The sequence below is a fragment of the Aeromicrobium endophyticum genome, assembly GCF_003586285.1.
In the GTDB taxonomy this organism is placed as follows: domain Bacteria; phylum Actinomycetota; class Actinomycetes; order Propionibacteriales; family Nocardioidaceae; genus Aeromicrobium; species Aeromicrobium endophyticum.
The window spans coordinates 1,544,570-1,564,330 of sequence record NZ_QUBR01000001.1 but is presented as its reverse complement, the minus strand read 5'-3'; the positions used below and the strand labels follow the sequence as shown (position 1 = coordinate 1,564,330).

Sequence of the window (19,761 nt, the reverse complement as noted above, 5' to 3'; positions counted from 1 at the left end):
GTCAGACCTCCGCCGCGGGGCGGACGAACACGCCGTCGATCTGCAGGATCTCGCCGGTCGGCGCCGCATAGCCCTGCTCGAGGCCGACCATCTGGAAGCCGTAGTCGTACGCCCAGCCGATCGCCTCGTCGATCAGCATCCCGCCGTCGTAGAGTGGGACGAGCGAGAGCTCGAGCTGCACCCCCACGCACGCCTCGACCGTCTGCGCAGCGCCGGCGAGCACCTCGCGCTCGAAGCCCTGCGTGTCGATCTTGAGGAACGGCCGCCGGTGTGCCGCCACGACGTCGGCGACCTCGTCGTCGAGGCGCGCCACCGTCACCGTCTCGGTGCCGACGTAGCGCACCGAGGGCGCCGCTGCGACGTGCGTGTCGAGCATCGGCAGCAGCGAGCTGCTGGTGCTGTTGGACGCGATGTTCATCGTGAGCCTTCCGGTGTCGGGCCCCAGGGCCAGGTGGCGGGCCGACCACGCGACGTCGTCGGCGATCGTGGCCTGCAGCCGCGCGAACGCGGCCGTCTGCGGCTCGAACGAGAGGATGTCGCCGCGGTAGCCGAACGAGCGCAACGACGTCCCGTAGCCGCCGTCGGCCGCCCCGACGTCGAGCACGAGGTCGACCCCGTGCCGTGCCAGCACGTGCTGACGGCGCCTGGCGGGATGCCGGCGCAGCTCGAACCCGCGCCGGCCGAGCGCCGAGGCGACGGCCGTCATGCCCCGATCGCGGACGCTCATCGCCGGCCCCCCGCCATGGCGCGGCGGCGGTCGAACGGACGTCCGTCGGCGTCGACGCCGAGCAGGGTCATCGCGAACTCGTCGGCGGTCACCTCGCCCAGGGGGGTGCCGACCGGCCCCACCTCGCCGCCGATCGCGCGGCGCATCGCGTCGCCGATCGAGGCGGCCGTGAAGTCGCAGGCGATGCCGGTGCCCGTGGCCTCGACCTCGCGGGCCCGCACCCGCGAGCCCGCCGTGACGACCGGGACGGCGGCGGCCTGGGCCTTGCCCATGATGCCGCTGGGCCCGTTGTTGGTGAGCGCGAGCGGGACGACGTCGACCGAGGCCACGAAGCGGTCGAGCACGTCGTTGTCGAGGAACTCGTCGCGCAGGAACACGCGCTCGCGGTCGGCCTGGTCGAGGCCGGCCGCCCAGGCGCGCACCTCGTCGTCGAACCCGCCCGCCACGACCAGCGTCGCGTCGAGCCCGGCCGCGTCGATCGCTTCGAGCACCAGCTGCGGGTTCTTGCGGGCGTCGACGGCGCCGAAGATGCCGACGAGGGGTCGGTCGGCGGGCAGTCCCAGCGCGGCCCGGTGCTGCGCACGGTCGCGGGAGTGCGCCGAGCAGTAGTGCGGGTCGCGGACCCGCTTGACGATCCAGCCCGTCGCGGCGTCGTCACGCCCGCTGAACCCGACGGTGCGGTGCAGGCTGCCGGTGGCCATGCCGAGCACCGCCAGCACCGCCTTGGGGCCGCGCAGGCGCCAGCCCGTCAGGTCGGTCAGCGCGAGGCGGGCCGGGTAGCGCGTCAGCATGAACACGATGCGCGGACGCACCTCGAGCCCTCGCATCAGGCGTGGCGCGACGGCCCACCAGCGCTTGAGCGCCTGGTCGGCGTCCATCACGACCGCCCGGCCGACCGGCACGCCCTCGACACCGGACCGGCAGCGGCTCGCGACCTCGGTGGCCATCTGTCGCGTCGGCGGGTGGATGTGGTCGAACGCGTCGACGACGGTGAGGTCGCCGCGGCGCACCTGTTCGCCGAGGAACACCTCGAGCGCTGGGCTGACCCGGCCCTCGGCACTCGTCAGCAGCACCACCGGGCCGAACGACCGCGCCAGGTCGGCGACCGCCGCGACCGCCTGGAAACGGTGCCCGCCCGGGTCGGGCTCGACGACGAGCGTTGCGGTCGGGGCGTCGCTCATGCAGGCCTCCAGACCATCGGACGTCGCGCCCGAGAGCGGGCGCACTGCCCCGATCAACGACGGCCCACCCTCGGTGGTTACTGGTGGTCGAGACTGCATGACCGGTTCGATCGCAGGCTCAGTCTGGACCTCCCCTGACCGTCCACCAGGTCCTCCTGGTGGCCACCCAGGAGCGCTCAGGGGTCACCTGGGCGTACGTGGCCTTCATCGCCACCGAGGAGTCCGACCCCCACCTGGTGTTCCGCTGGGGTGAACCTTCGCCTGATGACGTACGCGCCGTCCGAGCCCGGCGACTTGCCTTACTCACCAACGAGCGAAACACCACATGTCATTCGCGCCGCCTCATGCGATGGGTATCTCCGTTCGCTACTTCATAAACGAGCTGGTTCTTGTCTAGCTTCATTGATGTGAAAGAAGCTTCTCGGTCTGGCGTGCATGCCGTGCCAACGACAGCATCCTTCTCGGCGGTGACCGTCTTTCCGTCCACATCCGAAACCCACGGACCAGCTACCCGACTGCATCCGTCAAACCCGTCGAATGATCCATCAGCCTTGAACCGAATCCACGGCTTCGTGTCGCCGTCTCGGAGCCGAGGTTCAGCGCCCCAATCGCCGATGAATGTGTCGCTGGGTGAGGCAGAGGCAGACGAAGCTGATCGCTGGGCGAATGAGCGATCAGATGAGTCATCGTGACTACCCGTACAGGCCGAAAGCGCAACCACAAGTGAGCACGCAAGCAAACCATTCCGCGGCGACAGAGGTGGCAGATTCATCAAATGATCCTTTCGACCGTTACCAACATATGTCCGACAGATGCGAAAGGTTTCGCAGCGAGCCACAGCGAGGTCCGCAGCCGCTTCAACGACAGCGACTGCGGACCTCACAAAACCCGCGCGACACCACCCAGCTCGTGGTTATTCGCCGATGAGTTTCACATCCAACCGAGCACGCACGTATGAGATCGACCCGACCACTCCGAGCGAGCCGTAGTGCCCCTTGACCAGCCCAATCGCCGAGTCCACGAAGTAAGCCGGCCCTCCGCTATCGCCCCCAGATGTGGGGACGTTCGTCGCGATCCAAACGTTGTCGCACGGCCCGTCGTTGCAGAGAAGATTTCCACCGAAAGTTGAGTGAGTGCTAACCACCTGGCCGCAGTTCTGACCCGACGACATTCCAAAGCGGCAAATGAAATCGTTAGTAGCAAGATTCGACCGCAAGGTCACCGACGTGACGGTCCGATAGGACGACCCGGTCCAGAACTGTCCCGTACCAGCCCCCGCCGTCAGATGCGTTTGAGCATCGACATCGCTCCCATCGGCAGCGACCTGGAACGTCACGTTCGTCCAGGAAGCCCCCGATGCCCAACTGATGTATCGCAACGCGTTGGGGCAGTGAGCAGCAGTGATGAGAACCTTCGTACCCGAGGAGTTCTTCGTGCCCATGAACCCGGACGTGCACTGCAGTCCCCCACCTTGCTCCGCGAGACGCAGGCCACCGCGGCTGTCCAATACGCCCTTATTGTCGATGGATTCCTCAACGCTGGCGACGGTGACGTACTTCGGGATCGAGGGCGCCAATTCTCGGCGGATCGAGGTCGACGAGGGCCTTGCACCGGGTGCGAAGACCGACGGGGTCGAGGAAAATCTTCACCTCAAGCGTCAGGTCGCGGAGCTCCGCAGGGCCAACGAGGTCCTTAAAGCCGCGAGCGTATCTTTCGCCAAGGCGCTCGACCAGCCCACGACGAGATGATCCGGTTCATCGACGAATATCGTGCTCAGTTCGGGGTCGAGCTCATATGCCGGACATTGCGCCCGGCCCTGGCTGGCTTCATCACATCCCGCGGCTATCGGGCGGTGGAGACTCGGCCGCCGTCAGCGCGTCGGTTGTCCGATGACCTACTGGTGCCGGAGGTCGCCCGGCTGCATGCGGAGAACTACGGCGTCTGTGACCGCCGCAAGACGCACGCGCTGATGCGTCGCCAGAGCTGGGACGTCGGCCGCTATCAGACCGAACGCCTGACGGGGTTGACCAGGGTTCGAGGCGTCAGACGTTCGAAACGGGCCTTCACCACCCGACGCGACCCGAACGCACCCTTGCCGGCTGATCTGGTGCAACGCCGGTTCACCGCCGAAGCCCCCAGGCGTCTGTGGGTTGCTGACGGACCTACGTCGCGACCTGGTCGGGGTTCGCCTACGTCGCATTCGTGGTCAATGTCTTAAGCGGACGGGTCGTGGGCTGGGACGTCACGGCGACGCTGCGCGCCGACATCCTGCCCCTGCAGGCGCTAAACATGGCCGCCTGGACCGCTGACGGTGACCTCGATCAGCTGGGTCCATCACGCCGATCACGGCTCGAACTATCTGGCGATGGTCTATCCCGACCGGATCGCCGAGCTCGGCGCCACACCCTCGACCAGGACCGCGGGCGACAGCTACGACAACGCCTCGCCGAGGCCGTCAACGGCCGCTACAAGACCGAGCTCATCCGCCAACGCGGGCCGTGACGGACCGTCGAACAGGTCGAGCTCGCGACCCTGGAATACGTCTGGCGGCGGAACAACGCCCGCCTCCACGGAGAGCTCGCAATGCGCACCCCGATCGAGGTCGAGACCGAGTACTACGCTGCCACGGAATCAGCCCACCCGGTGACCGCCTGACAGGAGATTACCTAGGAACTGAACCCAGGCCGGATCATCCGAACCGTCGGACGTCGCGCCCGAGAGCGGGCGCACTGCCCCGATCAACGACGGCGCACCCCCGCTGGTTACTGGTCGATCGGCAGACGACGAACACACGGAAATGCCGCGGCGGGAGCAGTATGGTTCGTCGCGTGAACTCCCGACTGCACGCCGTCCTGCGGCCGCCCGTGCTGGCCCTCAACACGCCCCTGGCCCGGCGCCGGACGACCCGCGCGCTCGCCGACGCGCCTCGCCCGCTCAAGCTCGAGATCGGCGGGCTGGCCCCGCGCGAGGGCTGGATCGTCACCAACGTCAACGCCGTCACCCGGCACTTCCTCGACGCCACCCGCACGTGGCCGATCGAGGACGCCGCGGTCTCCCACGTCTACTCCGACAACGTCATCGAGCACGTGCCGCTCGAGGCCGCCCGCGTGCTGTTCGCCGAGGCGTTCCGCTGCCTGCGCCCCGGCGGCGTCATCCGCTTCGTGACGCCCGACCTGCGCGGCCACGTCGACCGCTACCTCGCCGGGGTCTCGCCGAAGGGCGACCCCGAGGCCGCCGTCTACGAGCAGTTCGGCCTCACCGTCGACCACCCGCTCGACTGGGTGCGCATCCCCATCGCGTCGTTCGGCCACCACACGGGCTACGTCTACGACTTCGAGACGCTGGCCGCCGAGCTCGAGCGCGCCGGGTTCACCGACGTCACGCGGTCCACGCCCGGCACCAGCACCCACCCCGAGCTCGACGGCCTCGACCAGCGCGCCGACGAGGGCGGCGCGCAGATGGCCGTCGAGGCGGTGCGCGGGACGGCAGCGCGGTGAGCGGCGCCAACCTCACGAGCCGGCTGGCCACCGCGCTGTGGAACAGGCGGCACCCGCAGTGGGCGGCCGGACGCCCCGGTGAGCTGTCGCCGCGGCTGCAGGTCACGCCCCGCGTGGTGCCGCGCTACGTGCGCGACTCGCTGACCGTCCGGGCGGAGGCGCTGCGCCCCGACCGCCGGCCGTGGATCACGCGGGACGCCCTCGAGGTGCTCGCCTCGCTGCTGCGACCGTCCGACCGTGGCATCGAGTGGGGGTCGGGCGGCACCACGAGGTGGTTCGCCGAGCGCATCGAGCACCTCACGTCGGTCGAGGGATCGCCGCAGTGGCACGCCGGTCTGCGCGCCGAGCTCGACGCCCGGCGCGTCGACAACGTCGACCTGCGACTCGTCCCGTTCGACGACCTCGGCCACGACTCCGCTGAGCACCGGTCGGCCTACGTCGGCGCGGCTCCCGAGATCGAGCCGGGCTCGCTCGACCTGGCCTTCGTCGACGGCGAGTACCGCGACGAGTGCGCCCTGCGCGCCCTCGACCTGCTGCGCCCCGGGGGCCTGCTCGTCCTCGACAACGCCGAGACGTACCTGCCCAGCACGACCCGGTCGCCGTGGAGCGTCCCCGCGCCCGCGACGCCCCGGTGGCAGCAGGTCGTCGAGCGCACCGCAGGGTGGCGCCACATCTGGACGACCAACGGCGTCTGGGACACCGCGATCTGGCTGGTGCCCTGACCGGCGTCAGGACGGGCGACGGCGACCGATCTGCTCGGCGAGGTTGAGCGCCCAGATCTGCGGTGTCACCCGGGTCGCCAGCGCCCGGCTGACCCGCGACATCCCCTCGAGCGTCTCGGCCGAGCACGACGACATCCGCGCCATCGCGACCGCCCACGCCTCGACGTCGCCGGCCGGGACGATCCAGCCGTTGGCATGGTCCTGCACCATCCCGGCCGCGACCCCCGCGAAGTCGGTGCACAGCACCGGCAGGCCCGACGCGGCCGCCTCGTGGACGACCACGCCGTACGGCTCGATGTGCGACGGAACGACGCAGCACGAGACGGCGCGCATCAGCTCGGCCACGCCGCCGGGCTGGACGAAGCCGTGCATCGTCACCCCGGGACGTCCGCGCAGCAGCCCGTCGAGCGGGCCGAGCCCCACGACGTCCAGCTGCCAGGGGTCGTCGACGAGCTCGCGGTAACGCTCGTAGGCGGCGGCCAGCACGTCGGCACCCTTGTGGTCGACGAGCCGTCCGACGAACAGGAACCGGCGCCGGCCCGCGAGCTCGTCGCCGCTGCGCTCGTCGCTGCCGAACACCGACAGGTCGGCCGACAGCGAGCCGCGGATGACGTCGGCCGGGCCGAAGCCGAGCATCCGCGCGTACCGCTCGGTGCGCTCGCTCGGCACCATCGCGACGTCGGCGACCGAGTGGACGTACCAGCGGCTGAGCGCCCGCCCCAGCCACTGACGGGGAGCCGCGCGCCACAGGTTGTCCATCACGAGGATCCGCACCACACCGGCAGGCAGCGACTTCATGACGGCGCGGTACGAGGCCGCGAAGTTCCAGGCCGTCATGACGACGGCGTCGGGCGCGAACCGGCGCACCCGCTCGACGAGCTCGTCGGCCGGCGGCTCGACCTGCCACGACACGAGCTCGGCGAACGACGCGACGCCCAGGTCGTCGAAGGCCGTGTCGCGCATCGCGCCCACCGCCACGTCCGGGCTGCCGGGCTGGACGACGAGCAGCTCGTGGCCGAGCGCGGCCAGCTCGCGGTACTGGGCGGCGAGATATCCCGTCATGCCGTTGCCGAGGAAGGCGATGCGCATGCGCGGGACCGTAGCATCTGCCCACCTAGACTCGGGGGGTGAAGTTCCTCAACGACCTGCTGCCCTCGCACGACCTGACCTACAACGACGTGTTCATGGTGCCGAGCCGCTCCGACGTCACGAGCCGCTTCGACGTCGACCTGACCACGCCCGACGGCATCGGCACGACGCTGCCGCTCGTGGTCGCCAACATGACCGCGATCTCGGGCAAGCGCATGGCCGAGACGATCGCCCGCCGCGGCGGCGTCGCGGTCATCCCCCAAGACATCCCCCTCGACATCGTCGCGGCCACCGTCGCCCGGGTGAAGGCCGCGCACACCGTCTACGACACCCCCGTCACGGTCTCGCCCGGCACGACGGTCGGCGAGGCGATGAGCCTGATCCCCAAGCGCGCCCACGGTGCCGTCGTGGTCGTCGAGGACGACCGCGTGCTCGGCGTCGTCACCGAGCGCGACGGTGCCGAGATCGACCGGTTCGCGCAGGTGCGCGAGGTCATGACCACCGACGTCCTGACGTTCCCGGCCGGAGTCGATCCGACCACGTGCTTCAACGAGATGTCGGCCCGCCACGTCGACTTCGCGCCCGTCGTCGACGACGGCCGGCTCGTGGGCGTCCTCACCCGCAAGGCGGCGCTGCGCTCGACGATCTACCAGCCCGCGGTCGACCCCGACGGACGCCTGGTCATCGGCGCCGCGGTCGGCATCAACGGCGACGTCGAGGGCAAGGCCGCCGCGCTGCTGGCGATGGGCATCGACGTGCTCGTCGTCGACACCGCGCACGGCCACCAGGACAAGATGCTCGACGCTCTCCCGCTGGTCGCCGTCGCCCGCAACGCGCACGCGGCGTCGAGCGGACGCCGAGTGCCGATCGCCGCCGGCAACGTGGTGTCGGCCGCCGGTGTCCGCGACCTCGTCGCGGCCGGGGCCGACATCGTCAAGGTCGGGGTCGGCCCGGGCGCGATGTGCACCACCCGCATGATGACCGGCGTCGGACGTCCGCAGTTCTCGGCGGTGCTCGAGTGCGCCGCGGCCGCCCGCGAGCTCGGTGCCCACGTGTGGGCCGACGGCGGTGTCCGCTACCCGCGCGACGTCGCGCTGGCGCTGGCGGCTGGAGCGGCCAGCGTCATGATCGGCTCGTGGTTCGCCGGCACGCTCGAGAGCCCCGGCGACCTCAAGGTCGGGCCCGACGGACGTCCGTACAAGGAGTCGTTCGGCATGGCCTCGGCCCGCGCCGTCTCCAACCGCACCCGCGACGCCGCGGGCTTCGAGCGTGCCCGCATGGCGCTGTTCGAGGAGGGCATCTCGTCGTCGCGGATGTTCCTCGACCCCGACCGTCCGGGCGTCGAGGACCTCGTCGACCAGATCATCGCCGGAGTGCGATCGAGCGCGACGTACGCCGGAGCCCGCTCGATCGACGAGTTCCGCGAGCGGGCCGTCGTGGGGCTGCAGAGCTCGGCCGGCTACGACGAGGGCCGTCCGCTGCACGCCAGCTGGTAGGCGGCGCGTCAGCTCGTCCCTCGCCGACTCACCCCTGCTCGCCAGGGCTCGCAGGGACCGCCTGCTCGCTTCGCTCGCCTGTGGTGGCGCTCAGTGCTCGCTGGGGGCGGGGCGGTGCTGGCGGACGCCGTCGAGGATGAGCGACAGGCCGAGGTCGAACGAGGCCGCGTCGGCCCCTACCGGCGCGTCGTCGCCGATCGCGCCGACGCTGCTGGCCTGCAGGTGCGCCTGCTCCTCCGAGACGTGGCCGAAGACGAAGTGCAGGATCGTCGTGGCGGCAGCTCGGGCGAGCTCGGGGGCGAAGCCGCCGCGGTCGACGGCACGCACCAACGGGGCGAGGGGCGAGACCCGTCCGAGCCCGAAGGCCTGCACCGTCGCGATCAGCTCGGCGCCGTCGCGGTAGGCCAGCATCGCGTCGCGCAGCTCGTGCCCGGCCGCGACGACCGCGTCGTCCCACGGCACGTCGTCGCCGGCGGGACGTCGGCCGCGCTCGAGCAGCTCGTCGGCCACCGCCGCCAGCAGCTCCTGCTTGCTGGCGAAGTGGTGGTAGAGCGCCGACGGCTGCAGGCCCAGCTCGGAGGCCAGGCGCCGCATCGACAGGTCGGCGAGGCCGTACTGGTCGAGCACCGCGATGGCCCGCTCGACGATGTCGCCCTTGCGATAGCGCACGACCACTCCTCGTCCCGTTGACAGTCGACCCTGATCCTACGCTAACCTGAACGCCGTTCACCTGAGCACCGTTCAGGTACGTCCCGAGGAGCCCGTCGATGTCCAGCACCACCACCCGCCGTCGTCCCGCACGGGGTCTCAGCACCACCGACCTCGCGCTCGTCGCGACGTTCGCCGCCCTCATCGCGGTGTGCTCGATCCTGCCGGCCATCAGCACCGCCTCGGGCACCCCGTTCACGCTGCAGATGTTCGCGATCTTCCTGGCTGGCGCGACGCTCGGGGCGACCCGCAGCTTCCTGGCCGTGGTGCTGTACCTGGCCGTCGGCACCGCCGGCCTCCCGATCTTCTCCCAAGGCGCGGCCGGTCCGGCGACGTGGGCCGGGGCCACGGGCGGCTACCTGCTGGCGTTCCCGCTCGCCGCCCTGCTGGTCGGCCTCGCCGCCGCGCGCGTGGCGCGGGGCAACCCGACGCGGTTCGTGCTCGTCGTGTCGGTCGTCGCGGCCGTCGTGACGATCGTCGTCGTGGGCGCCTTGGGCACGCTCGGCATGGCATGGCGGCTCGACGTCAGCCTCAAGGTCGCGTGGGGCTACGCGACGCCCTTCTTCGTGTACGACATCATCAAGGGCGTGCTTGCCGCCGTCGTCGCCGCCTCGGTCCACCGGGCGTTCCCCCAGCTCAGCGCGCGGCGATAGCCATGGTCCTGCGCCTCGACGAGGTATCGGTCTCCGTCGAGACGCCCGATGGCGACCTGACCCTGCTGCACCCGACCACGCTGACGCTCTCCGAGCGCCGCATCGCGCTGATCGGCGGCAACGGCTCGGGCAAGTCGACCTTCGCCCGCCTGCTCAACGGCCTCGTCGAGCCCACGACCGGACGCGTGACGGTCGACGAGCTCGACACCGTCGACGACGGCGCGGCCGTGCGCCGGGCCGTCGGCTTCGTCTTCACCGATCCGGGTGCCCAGCTCGTCATGCCGACGTGCCTCGAGGACGTCGCCCTCTCGCTGCGGCGCTCGGTCAAGGACCGAGCGCGACGACGGCGCGAGGCGCTCGACGTGCTGGAGTCCATCGGGCTGGCCGACAAGGCCGATGTCAGCGTCCACGCCCTGTCGGGCGGACAGAAGCAGATGCTGGCCCTGGCCGGCGTGCTGGCGACACGACCGAAGGTGGTGGTCGCCGACGAGCCCACGACGCTGCTCGACCTGCGCAACACCCGCGCGGTCGCCGACCGGCTGTTCTCCCTCACGCAGCAGCTCGTGCTCGTGACCCACGACCTCGAGCTGGTGGCCCGGTGCGACCGCGTCCTGGTGATCGACGACGCGAGGGTGACCTTCGACGGGGCGCCGGCGGACGCGGTCGCGCACTACCGGGCCAGCGTCGACGGAGCACCGTCAGGACCGTCTGCATGAGCGACGTGCTGGTCAGCACCTACCGACCCGGCTCGACCCTGCTGCATCGCCTGCCGGCCGGGCCCAAGCTCGGCCTGCTCGCGCTCTACGGCGTCGTCACGGTCGTGGCGACCGGACCGTGGTCGGCCGCAGGCTTCCTCGCGTTCTCCCTCGTCCTCGTGGCCTGGGTCCGCATCCCGTGGCGCGTCGCGCTGCGTCCGCTGCGTCCCTTGCTGCTCGTCGTCGTGCTGGTGACGGCCTTCCAGGTGTGGCAGAAGGGCTGGCCCACGGCGGTCCACGTCGTCGGCGACCTGCTGGCGTTGTTCGTGGCCGCGATGGTCTTCACCGCCACGACCCGCATCGACGCGATGCTCGACGCGATCGTCCGCGGACTCGGTCCGTTCCGCCGCGTCGGCGTCAAGCCGGAGAAGATCGCCCTGGCCTTCTCGCTGATGATCGGTGCGATCCCGGGCGTGATGACCATCGCCCGGGAGACCCGCGAGGCCGCCAAGGCGCGCGGTCTCGAACGCAGCCCCCGCGCCCTGCTGGTGCGGATGGCCATCCGCACCGTCGCTCACGCGTACGACACCGGCGCCGCCCTGCACGCCCGCGGCATCGGCGACGACTGACACCCGCGCCGGATCCCCACGGTCTCGTGGGAATCCGGCACCGCGGGTCCGGGTACCGTCCACGGATGGACAACCTGGTCACCGCGATCGTCGCGGCCGTCGCGCTGGTGGCCGCGGCCACCTTCGCCCGGTGGTGGCTGCTGTCCCGCCGGCCCAGCCTCGGGACGGCCGAGGACCGTGCCACGTACGAGACCCTCCACACCACGGCCCTGGCCGCGCCGGCCCTGCGCCGCGGCCTCGACGCCGAGAGCGCGGCCAGCGCGCTCCCCCACGTCCGGACGCTGCTGGGCGCGCGCACCGTCGCCATCACCGACACGCTCCGGCCCCTCGCCTGGGACGGGCCCGGCGACCCCGACGAGGTCGCCGACCTGCTGCGGGCCGCGATCGACAGCGGCACGACGCAGGCGTCCGGACGCGCGATCGTCGCACCGCTGGCCGTCGAGGAGCGCGTCGTCGGCAGCGTCGTCATCCTGACCGACGAGGCCTCCGCCGGCCTGGCCCGGGCGACGACCGAGGTCGCGCGGTGGATGTCGAGCCAGCTCGAGCTGGCCGAGCTCGCGACGTCCCGAACAGCCTTGATGGAGGCCGAGCTGCGGGCGCTCCGCGCCCAGATCTCGCCGCACTTCATCTACAACTCGCTCGGCGCGATCGCCTCCTTCGTCCGCACCGATCCCGAGCGGGCCCGCGAGCTGCTGCTCGAGTTCGCCGACTTCACCCGCTACTCGTTCCGCCAGCACGGTGAGTTCACGACCCTCGCCGAGGAGCTGCGATCGATCGAGCGCTACCTCGTGCTCGAGAAGGCTCGCTTCGGCGACCGGCTGCGCGTCGTCACGCTGGTCGCGCCGGAGGTGCTGAGCGTGACCCTGCCGTTCCTGTCGGTGCAGCCCTTGGTCGAGAACGCCGTCCGCCACGGGCTCGAGCGCAGCGAGGGCGACGGCACCGTGACCATCACCGCTCTCGACGCCGGCCACGAGTGCCTCATCACGATCGAGGACGACGGCGCCGGCGTCGACCCCGAGGTCGTCCGGGCGGCACTGTCGGGACGCAACCCCAGCGCGTCCGTCGGGCTCGCGAACGTCGACGAGCGGATGCGGACGGTCTACGGCAACGCCTACGGCATCGTCGTCGAGACCGCGCCGGGCCTCGGCACCAAGGTGTCGCTGCGGGTGCCCAAGTTCTCGCCCGCGGTCGACGCGGCTCCATGAGCACGGCGACATGACCCCGGCGACTTGTGGCCTGCGTCACCCGCGGGGCAGGATCAGGCCATGCCGGTAGCGCTGCACGCCCTCGTGGTCGACGACGAGCAGCCCGTCCTCGACGAGCTGGTCTGGCTGCTCGAGCGCGACGACCGCATCGCCTCGGTGCGCGGCACCCGCAGCGGGGCCGACGCGCTGCGCCTGCTCGAGCAGGGCGGCATCGACCTGGTCTTCCTCGACGTCGCGATGCCGGGGCTCAGCGGACTCGACATCGCGCGGCTGCTCGGACGATTCCGCGCCGCGCCCCGGATCGTCTTCGTGACGGCCCACGAGGCGCACGCCGTCGAGGCCTTCGAGATGAACGCGGCCGACTACCTGCTCAAGCCCATCCGCGAGGAGCGGCTGCGCGAGAGCGTGCGGCGGGTCAGCGCCGACGGCGACCGCGGCCCGTCCGCGGGCGACGAGCAGATCGCGGTCGAGCTCGGGGGCGTCACCCGCTTCGTCTCGCGCGCGTCCGTGGCCCACGCCGAGGCGCAGGGCGACTACGTGCGGCTGCACGTCGCCGACGGCACGAGCCACCTGGTGCGCACGCCGCTGGGCGTGCTGGCCGACGAGTGGGCCGAGGCCGGCTTCGTCCGCGTCCACCGCAGCATCGTGGTCAACCTCGCGCACGTGCGAGAGGTGCGGATGCAGGCCGGGCGCTGCAGCGTCGTCGTCCCGTCGGGCACCGAGCTCGTCGAGCTGCAGGTCGCCCGGCGACACACGCGGACGTTGCGCGACCTGATCCACGAGCGCGCCCTGTGAGCGACGGCCCTGACGACACCCCGGACGGACCGCCGGCCACCTACACGGCCCGCGTGCGGGTGACGAGCCCGCTCACGTCGGCCCCGACCCGCGTCCGGCGCAGCGTGCCGCAGGAGATCGACGAGTCCACCGCCATCGGCGAGATCTACATGCAGTCGCTCATCCGGTCGCAGCTGCGCGCGGCCCTCACCGTCGCCCTGACCCTGGTGCTGTCGGTCGGCGCGCTCCCGCTCACGTTCATGGCGTTCGACACCGTCACCGAGTTCCGCGTCCTCGGCGTGCCGGCCCCGTGGCTCATCCTGGGCGTGGCGGTCTACCCGGGCCTGTTCGCGCTCGGCTGGGTCTACATCCGCCAGGCCGAGAAGGCCGAGCGCGACTTCGCCGAGCTGGTGCAACCGGGCCGCGACGACGGATGACGCCGTGAACACGACCTACGGCATCGTGGCGGTCGCGCTGGTGTCGCTGGCGACGCTCGGCATCGGCGCCTTCGGGCTGAGGTTCAGCCGCACGACCAGCGACTTCTACGTGGCCTCGCGCTCGGTCAGCCCGATCTGGAACAGCTCGGCGATCGGCGGCGAGTACCTGTCGGCGGCGTCGTTCCTCGGCGTCGCCGGGCTCGTGCTGGCCTACGGCGCCGACATGCTCTGGTACCCGATCGGCTGGACGACGGGCTACCTGATGCTGCTGGTGTTCGTCGCCGCGCCGCTGCGTCGCTCGGGCGCCTACACGATCCCCGACTTCGCGCAGGTGCGCCTGCAGTCGGTGCGGGTGCGGCAGGTCGCGAGCATCCTCGTCGTCGCGGTCGGCTGGCTCTACCTGATGCCGCAGTTCCAGGGGGCCGGTCTGACGCTGCGTACCGTCACGGGTGCGCCCACCTGGGTCGGCACGGTGCTCGTCGCGGCCATCGTGGTCGTCAACGTCGTCTCGGGCGGCATGCGCAGCATCACGTTCGTGCAGGCCTTCCAGTACTGGCTCAAGCTCACGGCGCTGCTGGTGCCCGTGTTCTTCCTCGTGCACGCGTGGACCGAGGACGGCCGGCCGTCCCCCGTGGCCCCCGACGCCTGGTTCACCCCGTTCGGCGACACCGACGGCCCCGGCCTCTACCTGACGTACTCGGTGCTCGTGGCGACGTTCCTCGGCACCATGGGGCTCCCCCACGTGGTGGTGCGGTTCTACACCAACCCGGACGGCCGCGCGGCCCGCCGCACGACGCTCATCGTCCTGGCCCTGCTCGGCACGTTCTACCTGCTGCCCACGATCTACGGCGTGCTTGGACGCATCTACGCCGGCGACCTGCTGGGGTCGTCGCGCGCCGACACCGTCGTGCTCGAGCTGCCCTCGAGGATGCTCGGCGGCAGTCTGGGCGAGGTGCTGGCCGCGTTGCTGACGGCCGGCGCGTTCGCGGCCTTCCTCTCGACGTCGTCGGGCATCACGATGTCGATCGCGGGCGTCATCGGGCAGGGCCTCTCCCGCGAGAGCACCGGGCCGCGCCGCATCAGCACCATCACGGCGCTGCGGCTCGCCGCCGGCGGGGGCACGCTGGTGCCCCTGGTGCTGGCCCTCTCGGCCGAGCGCATCGCCGTCGCCAACTCGGTCACGTTCGCCTTCGCCCTGGCTGCCTCGACGTTCTGCCCGTTGCTCGTGCTGGGCATCTGGTGGCGGGGGCTGACGGCTCGCGGCGCCGTCGCCGGCATGATCGGCGGGGGGCTGTGCGCCGGCATCGCGCCCGTCATGACGATCGCCTGGCGGCCCGACGGCTGGCTCGGCGTGCTGATGAGCCAGCCCGCCGCCTGGTCGGTGCCGGTCGGCTTCGGGCTGATGGTCGGCATCTCGTTGCTCACCCGCGCCGACGTGCCGGGCAACGTCTCGCGGACGATGGTGCGGCTGCACACGCCCGAGCACATCGCCGTCGACCGCCGCCCCTGACCGTTCGTCGCGCCAGGACGACCGCTCGGCGCGCGGGGACGACCGCACGCCGCACCGCACCCCCTGCTCCGCCGCACAGGGGCGCTCGTGACCTGGCTCACATGCTCGCGCGGTCCTAGCGTCGGGGACGGCCGCGTCCCCTGCGCTGCCGCTTTCACGGAAGAGGTGAACCATCGTGGCGGAGAGAGCGACTCCCCAGGCCCAAGCGGCCTACGACCGCATCCACGCGTCGGACGAGTTCAAGCAGCTGAAGAAGACCTACATGGGCTTCGTCGTGCCCATGACCGTCGGCTTCATGGTCTGGTACCTGCTGTACGTGCTGTGCTCGAACTACGCGCCCGGGCTGATGAACACCAAGGTCTTCGGCAACGTCAACATCGCGCTGCTGTGGGGCCTGCTGCAGTTCATCACGACCTTCGGCATCGCGTTCTGGTACGCGCGCTTCTCCGCGAAGAACATGGACCCGATCGCCGACGCCCTCAACGAGGCCTACGAGAAGGAGGCCAACGCATGAGCACCTCGCTGGCAGGCATCTCCTTCGCCCAGGCGTCGTCGTCGAACGACCACCAGGCCCTCACGGCCACCCTCTTCCTGCTCGTCGTGCTGCTGACGGTCGGCATCACGTTCTGGGCCAGCCGCAACACCAAGACCGCCGCCGACTACTACGCCGGCGGACGCAGCTTCAGCGGCGTGCAGAACGGCTTCGCGATCGGCGGCGACTACATGTCGGCCGCCTCGTTCCTCGGCATCTCCGGCGCCATCGCGCTGTCGGGCTACGACGGCTTCCTGTACTCGATCGGCTTCCTCGTGGCATGGCTCGTGGCCCTGCTGCTCGTGGCCGAGCTGCTGCGCAACTCCGGACGCTTCACGATGGCCGACCAGCTCGCCTACCGGATGCGGCAGACGCCGGTGCGCACCGCCGCGGCGACGTCGACGATCGTCGTGTCGATCTTCTACCTGCTCGCCCAGATGGTCGGCGCCGGCGCGCTCGTGTCGCTGCTGCTCGGCGTCGACAGCCAGACCGCCAAGAACCTGACGATCGTCGCCGTCGGCATCCTGATGATCTTCTACGTCGTCATCGGCGGCATGAAGGGCACCACCTGGGTGCAGATCGTCAAGGCCGTGCTGCTGATGGGCGGCACGATCCTGATCAGCGTCCTGGTGCTCGCCAAGTTCGGCTTCAACGTGTCCGACCTGCTGGGCCAGGCCGCTCAGAACAGCGGCAAGGGCTCGGCCTTCCTCGAGCCGGGCCTCAAGTACGGCGCGACGACGACCAGCAAGATCGACTTCATCTCGCTCGGCATCGCGCTCGTGCTCGGCACCGCGGGTCTGCCGCACATCCTCGTGCGGTTCTACACCGTCCCGACAGCACGCCAAGCACGCCAGTCGGTGCTGTGGGCCATCGGCATCATCGGCTCGTTCTACCTGCTGACCCTGATCCTGGGATTCGGCGCGGCGGCTCTCGTCACCGGGGACGCCAAGCAGCGCATCATCGACTCGGGCGGCAACCTCGCCTCGCCCCTGCTGGCCGAGGCCGTGGGCGGTGGACCCGGCTCGACCGGTGGCGCGATCCTGCTGGCGCTCATCTCGGCCGTGGCGTTCGCGACGATCCTCGCTGTCGTCGCCGGCCTGACGCTGACCTCGGCCTCCTCGGTGGCGCACGACCTGTACGCCAGCGTCTGGAAGAAGGGCAAGGCGTCCGGTGCCGACGAGATCAAGGTCGCCCGCATCTCGGCGTTCATCATCGGCGGCATCGCGATCGCACTGGCCATCCCCGGCCAGAGCCTCAACGTGGCCTTCCTGGTGGCGCTGGCCTTCGCGGTCGCCGCCTCGGCCAACCTGCCGGCGCTGCTGTTCAACCTGTTCTGGAAGCGCTTCAACACCCGCGGCGTGCTCTGGAGCATCTACGGCGGCCTGATCTCGTCGGTCGGCCTGGTGATCTTCTCGCCGATCGTCTCGGGCAAGGGCGTCGACGCCACCGGCAAGAACCTGTCGCTCCTGCCGACCAGCATCGACATCAGCTGGTTCCCGCTCGAGAACCCCGGCATCGTGTCGATCCCGCTGGGCTTCCTGCTCGGCTACCTCGGCACCATCACCTCGAAGGAGCGCTCGAGCGAAGACCGCTTCGCCGAGCTCGAGGTGCGGTCGCTGACGGGGGCGGGCTCGGAGAAATGATGCGCGGCTCGTCCCTCGCCGCTCCAGCGCTTCGTCCCTCCCCCACTCGCTAGCGCTCGCGGGAGGTGCCCCCAACCGCTGCCGGGCTTCGCCCGGGCATCCGCCTTCGCTCGCTGGCGCTCGCTCGGCCCATGGTCGGTTCCATGGGTCGGGCGGGCCCTCAGCCCTCGTCCGGCAACCTGTGCGCAACCCCTGCTGCGTCACCTTGTGGGCTGCGACACAATCGACCTACGACCTTCCCCTCCCTCAGGAGACCCCCGTGACCGAGCAGAACATCAGCAACCTGTCCCAGGAGAACCGCACGTTCGAGCCGCCTGCCGAGCTCGCCGCATCGGCCAACGTCACGGCCGACGTCTACGACACCGCGGCAGCCGACCGTCCCGCGTTCTGGGGCGAGCAGGCCAAGCGGCTCGACTGGGGGACGCCGTTCACCGAGGTGCTCGACTGGTCCAACCCGCCGTTCGCCAAGTGGTTCGTCGGCGGCAAGCTCAACGCCGCCTACAACTGCGTCGACCGCCACGTCGAGGCCGGCCACGGCGACCGCGTCGCGCTGCACTTCGTCGGCGAGCCCGCCGACGACACCCGCGACATCACCTACGCCCAGCTCAAGGACGAGGTCAGCCGCGCCGCCAACGCGATCGAGGAGCTCGGCGTCGAGGCCGGCGACCGCGTCGCGATCTACCTGCCGATGATCCCCGAGGCCGTCATCACGATGCTCGCCTGCGCCCGCATCGGTGCGGTGCACACCGTCGTGTTCGGTGGCTTCTCGTCCGACGCGCTGGCCAGCCGCATCGTCGACTGCGGCGCCAAGCTCATCGTCACCGCCGACGGCGGCTACCGTCGCGGCGCCGCGAGCGCCCTCAAGCCGGCTGTCGACGAGGCGCTGGTCAAGATCGACAACGAGAGCACCGCGATCGTCGAGAACGTGCTGGTCGTGCGCCGCACGGGCCAGGACGTCGACTTCGACAACGACATCGACAGCTGGTGGCACGAGGTCGTCGACGAGGCGTCCGAGATCCACGAGCCGCAGATGTTCGACTCCGAGCACCCGCTCTACGTCATGTACACGTCCGGCACGACCGGCTCGCCCAAGGGCATCCTGCACACCACGGCCGGCTACCTCGTGCAGTCCGCCTGGACGTTCTGGGCCGTCTTCGACCACAAGCCCGACGACGTCTACTGGTGCACCGCCGACGTCGGCTGGGTCACCGGCCACTCGTACATCGTCTACGGACCGCTGGCCAACGGCGCGACGCAGGTGCTCTACGAGGGCACCCCCGACACCCCCCACAAGGGCCGTTGGTGGGAGATCATCGAGAAGTACCAGGTCTCGCTGTTCTACACCGCGCCGACGGCGATCCGCACGTGCATGAAGTGGGGCGAGGAGATCCCGGCGACGTTCGACCTCTCGAGCCTGCGCATCCTCGGCTCGGTCGGTGAGTCGATCAACCCCGAGGCCTACGTCTGGTACCGCGACAACATCGGCGGCGGACGCACGCCGATCGTCGACACGTGGTGGCAGACCGAGACCGGCGCGCACATGATCAGCCCGCTGCCCGGCGTCACGTCCGGCAAGCCCGGCTCGGCCATGACCGCGATCCCCGGCATCGCCGCCGAGGTCGTCGACGACGCCGGCAACCCCGTCGACAACGGCGAGGGCGGCTACCTCGTCATCACCGAGCCGTGGCCGTCGATGCTGCGCACGATCTGGGGCGACGACGACCGCTACCAGGACACCTACTGGTCGCGCTGGCCGAACGTGTACTTCGCCGGCGACGGCGCACGCAAGGACGAGGACGGCGCGATCTGGCTGCTCGGCCGCGTCGACGACGTCATGAACGTCTCGGGCCACCGCCTGTCGACCACCGAGATCGAGTCGGCTCTCGTGTCGCACCCCAAGGTCGCCGAGGCCGCCGTCGTCGGCGCCGCCGACGAGACCACGGGCCAGGCCGTCGTCGCATTCGTCATCCTGCGGGAGTCTGCCGGCGACGGCGGCACCGAGGTCATCCAGGAGCTGCGGGCCCACGTCGGCAAGGAGATCGGCCCGATCGCCAAGCCGCGCACCATCATGGTCGTCCCCGAGCTGCCCAAGACGCGGTCGGGCAAGATCATGCGACGGCTGCTGCGCGACGTCGCCGAGAACCGCGAGGTCGGCAACACCACGACCCTGGCCGACTCCGGCGTCATGGACCTCATCACGAGCGGCATGAAGACCGCCAAGGACGACGACTGAGCCGGGGCGGTCGGGCGAGCGACGCTGACC

At 70.7% G+C, this 19,761-nt stretch carries 18 protein-coding genes and 1 other annotated feature; of the genes, 14 read left to right on the top strand and 4 right to left on the bottom strand.

Annotated features, from left to right (window positions below):
• Position 1 precedes the first annotated feature (1 nt).
• The gene (locus DX116_RS07690; protein ID WP_119703530.1) at positions 2-727 is read right to left on the bottom strand and encodes an FkbM family methyltransferase; all 726 of its coding nucleotides are present in this window, start codon (positions 725-727) and stop codon (positions 2-4) included.
• Positions 724-1,908 (bottom strand): glycosyltransferase, encoded by a 1,185-nt coding sequence (locus DX116_RS07685; protein WP_147393615.1) that lies wholly within the window; start codon positions 1,906-1,908, stop codon positions 724-726. Before DX116_RS07685 ends, DX116_RS07690 begins: the two co-directional genes overlap by 4 nt.
• Positions 1,909-3,455: 1,547 nt before the next feature.
• Between DX116_RS07685 and DX116_RS07680 the strand changes: the two genes are divergently transcribed.
• From DX116_RS07680 to DX116_RS07670, 3 genes are all read left to right on the top strand, one after another.
• Positions 3,456-3,656: a hypothetical protein gene (locus DX116_RS07680; protein WP_147393614.1), complete on the top strand. Its 201-nt coding sequence runs from the start codon at positions 3,456-3,458 to the stop codon at positions 3,654-3,656.
• Positions 3,614-3,727 (top strand) — a sequence feature (AL1L pseudoknot). It overlaps the preceding gene by 43 nt.
• A 1,009-nt stretch (positions 3,728-4,736) precedes the next feature.
• Positions 4,737-5,405 carry a class I SAM-dependent methyltransferase gene (locus DX116_RS07675; RefSeq protein ID WP_158591933.1) on the top strand — a complete coding sequence of 223 codons (669 nt, stop codon included), beginning with the start codon at positions 4,737-4,739 and terminating at the stop codon, positions 5,403-5,405.
• On the top strand, positions 5,402-6,127 hold the full coding sequence (locus DX116_RS07670) for an O-methyltransferase (protein WP_119703526.1): 726 nt from the start codon (positions 5,402-5,404) through the stop codon (positions 6,125-6,127). The genes DX116_RS07675 and DX116_RS07670 overlap by 4 nt, the downstream gene beginning before the upstream one ends.
• Positions 6,128-6,133: 6 nt before the next feature.
• Here the strand turns inward: DX116_RS07670 and DX116_RS07665 are convergent, their stop codons facing one another.
• Entirely contained in the window at positions 6,134-7,216 is a 1,083-nt protein-coding gene (locus DX116_RS07665) for a glycosyltransferase family 4 protein (RefSeq protein ID WP_119703525.1), read from the bottom strand.
• Between the two features lie 38 nt (positions 7,217-7,254).
• Here DX116_RS07665 and DX116_RS07660 point away from each other — a divergent pair, with 38 nt between their 5' ends.
• Positions 7,255-8,712, top strand: a complete 1,458-nt coding sequence (locus tag DX116_RS07660; RefSeq protein ID WP_119703524.1) for a GuaB1 family IMP dehydrogenase-related protein — start codon at positions 7,255-7,257, stop codon at positions 8,710-8,712.
• Between the two features lie 90 nt (positions 8,713-8,802).
• Here DX116_RS07660 and DX116_RS07655 read toward each other — a convergent pair whose 3' ends face one another.
• Positions 8,803-9,381, bottom strand: coding sequence for a TetR/AcrR family transcriptional regulator C-terminal domain-containing protein (locus DX116_RS07655; protein WP_119704186.1), 579 nt, complete (start codon positions 9,379-9,381; stop codon positions 8,803-8,805).
• 98 nt (positions 9,382-9,479) lie between these two features.
• Here DX116_RS07655 and DX116_RS07650 point away from each other — a divergent pair, with 98 nt between their 5' ends.
• The 10 genes from DX116_RS07650 to acs all read left to right on the top strand — a co-directional run bounded on the left by DX116_RS07650 (position 9,480) and on the right by acs (position 19,731).
• Entirely contained in the window at positions 9,480-10,073 is a 594-nt protein-coding gene (locus DX116_RS07650; RefSeq protein ID WP_119703523.1) for a biotin transporter BioY, read from the top strand.
• Positions 10,074-10,075: 2 nt separating this feature from the next.
• Entirely contained in the window at positions 10,076-10,789 is a 714-nt protein-coding gene (locus DX116_RS07645) for an energy-coupling factor ABC transporter ATP-binding protein (RefSeq protein WP_119703522.1), read from the top strand.
• Entirely contained in the window at positions 10,786-11,397 is a 612-nt protein-coding gene (locus DX116_RS07640) for an energy-coupling factor transporter transmembrane component T family protein (protein WP_119703521.1), read from the top strand. The genes DX116_RS07645 and DX116_RS07640 overlap by 4 nt, the downstream gene beginning before the upstream one ends.
• 65 nt (positions 11,398-11,462) lie before the next feature.
• Positions 11,463-12,602, top strand: coding sequence for a sensor histidine kinase (locus DX116_RS07635; protein ID WP_119703520.1), 1,140 nt, complete (start codon positions 11,463-11,465; stop codon positions 12,600-12,602).
• A gap of 60 nt (positions 12,603-12,662) precedes the next feature.
• On the top strand, positions 12,663-13,397 hold the full coding sequence (locus DX116_RS07630; protein ID WP_119703519.1) for a LytR/AlgR family response regulator transcription factor: 735 nt from the start codon (positions 12,663-12,665) through the stop codon (positions 13,395-13,397).
• Complete coding sequence (locus DX116_RS07625; protein WP_199715954.1) at positions 13,394-13,813, top strand: hypothetical protein; 420 nt, start codon at positions 13,394-13,396, stop codon at positions 13,811-13,813. The genes DX116_RS07630 and DX116_RS07625 overlap by 4 nt, the downstream gene beginning before the upstream one ends.
• Before the next feature lie 4 nt (positions 13,814-13,817).
• A complete protein-coding gene (locus DX116_RS07620; protein ID WP_119703518.1) occupies positions 13,818-15,323 on the top strand; it encodes a sodium/solute symporter in 1,506 nt (501 codons plus the stop codon).
• A 175-nt stretch (positions 15,324-15,498) separates the two neighbouring features.
• A complete protein-coding gene (locus tag DX116_RS07615; RefSeq protein WP_233556600.1) occupies positions 15,499-15,837 on the top strand; it encodes a DUF485 domain-containing protein in 339 nt (112 codons plus the stop codon).
• Positions 15,834-17,498, top strand: coding sequence for a solute symporter family protein (locus DX116_RS07610; RefSeq protein ID WP_119703517.1), 1,665 nt, complete (start codon positions 15,834-15,836; stop codon positions 17,496-17,498). The genes DX116_RS07615 and DX116_RS07610 overlap by 4 nt, the downstream gene beginning before the upstream one ends.
• A 259-nt stretch (positions 17,499-17,757) precedes the next feature.
• Entirely contained in the window at positions 17,758-19,731 is a 1,974-nt protein-coding gene (gene acs / locus DX116_RS07605) for an acetate--CoA ligase (RefSeq protein WP_119703516.1), read from the top strand.
• Positions 19,732-19,761 lie beyond the last annotated feature (30 nt).

Coding starts and splice junctions, on each gene's coding strand:
- DX116_RS07645 (WP_119703522.1), top strand. CDS start 10,076: ATGGTCCTGCGCCTCGACGAGGTATCGGTCTCCGTCGAGACGCCCGAT.
- DX116_RS07685 (WP_147393615.1), bottom strand. CDS start 1,908: ATGAGCGACGCCCCGACCGCAACGCTCGTCGTCGAGCCCGACCCGGGC.
- DX116_RS07640 (WP_119703521.1), top strand. CDS start 10,786: ATGAGCGACGTGCTGGTCAGCACCTACCGACCCGGCTCGACCCTGCTG.
- DX116_RS07690 (WP_119703530.1), bottom strand. CDS start 727: ATGAGCGTCCGCGATCGGGGCATGACGGCCGTCGCCTCGGCGCTCGGC.
- DX116_RS07630 (WP_119703519.1), top strand. CDS start 12,663: ATGCCGGTAGCGCTGCACGCCCTCGTGGTCGACGACGAGCAGCCCGTC.
- DX116_RS07610 (WP_119703517.1), top strand. CDS start 15,834: ATGAGCACCTCGCTGGCAGGCATCTCCTTCGCCCAGGCGTCGTCGTCG.
- DX116_RS07650 (WP_119703523.1), top strand. CDS start 9,480: ATGTCCAGCACCACCACCCGCCGTCGTCCCGCACGGGGTCTCAGCACC.
- DX116_RS07635 (WP_119703520.1), top strand. CDS start 11,463: ATGGACAACCTGGTCACCGCGATCGTCGCGGCCGTCGCGCTGGTGGCC.
- DX116_RS07665 (WP_119703525.1), bottom strand. CDS start 7,216: ATGCGCATCGCCTTCCTCGGCAACGGCATGACGGGATATCTCGCCGCC.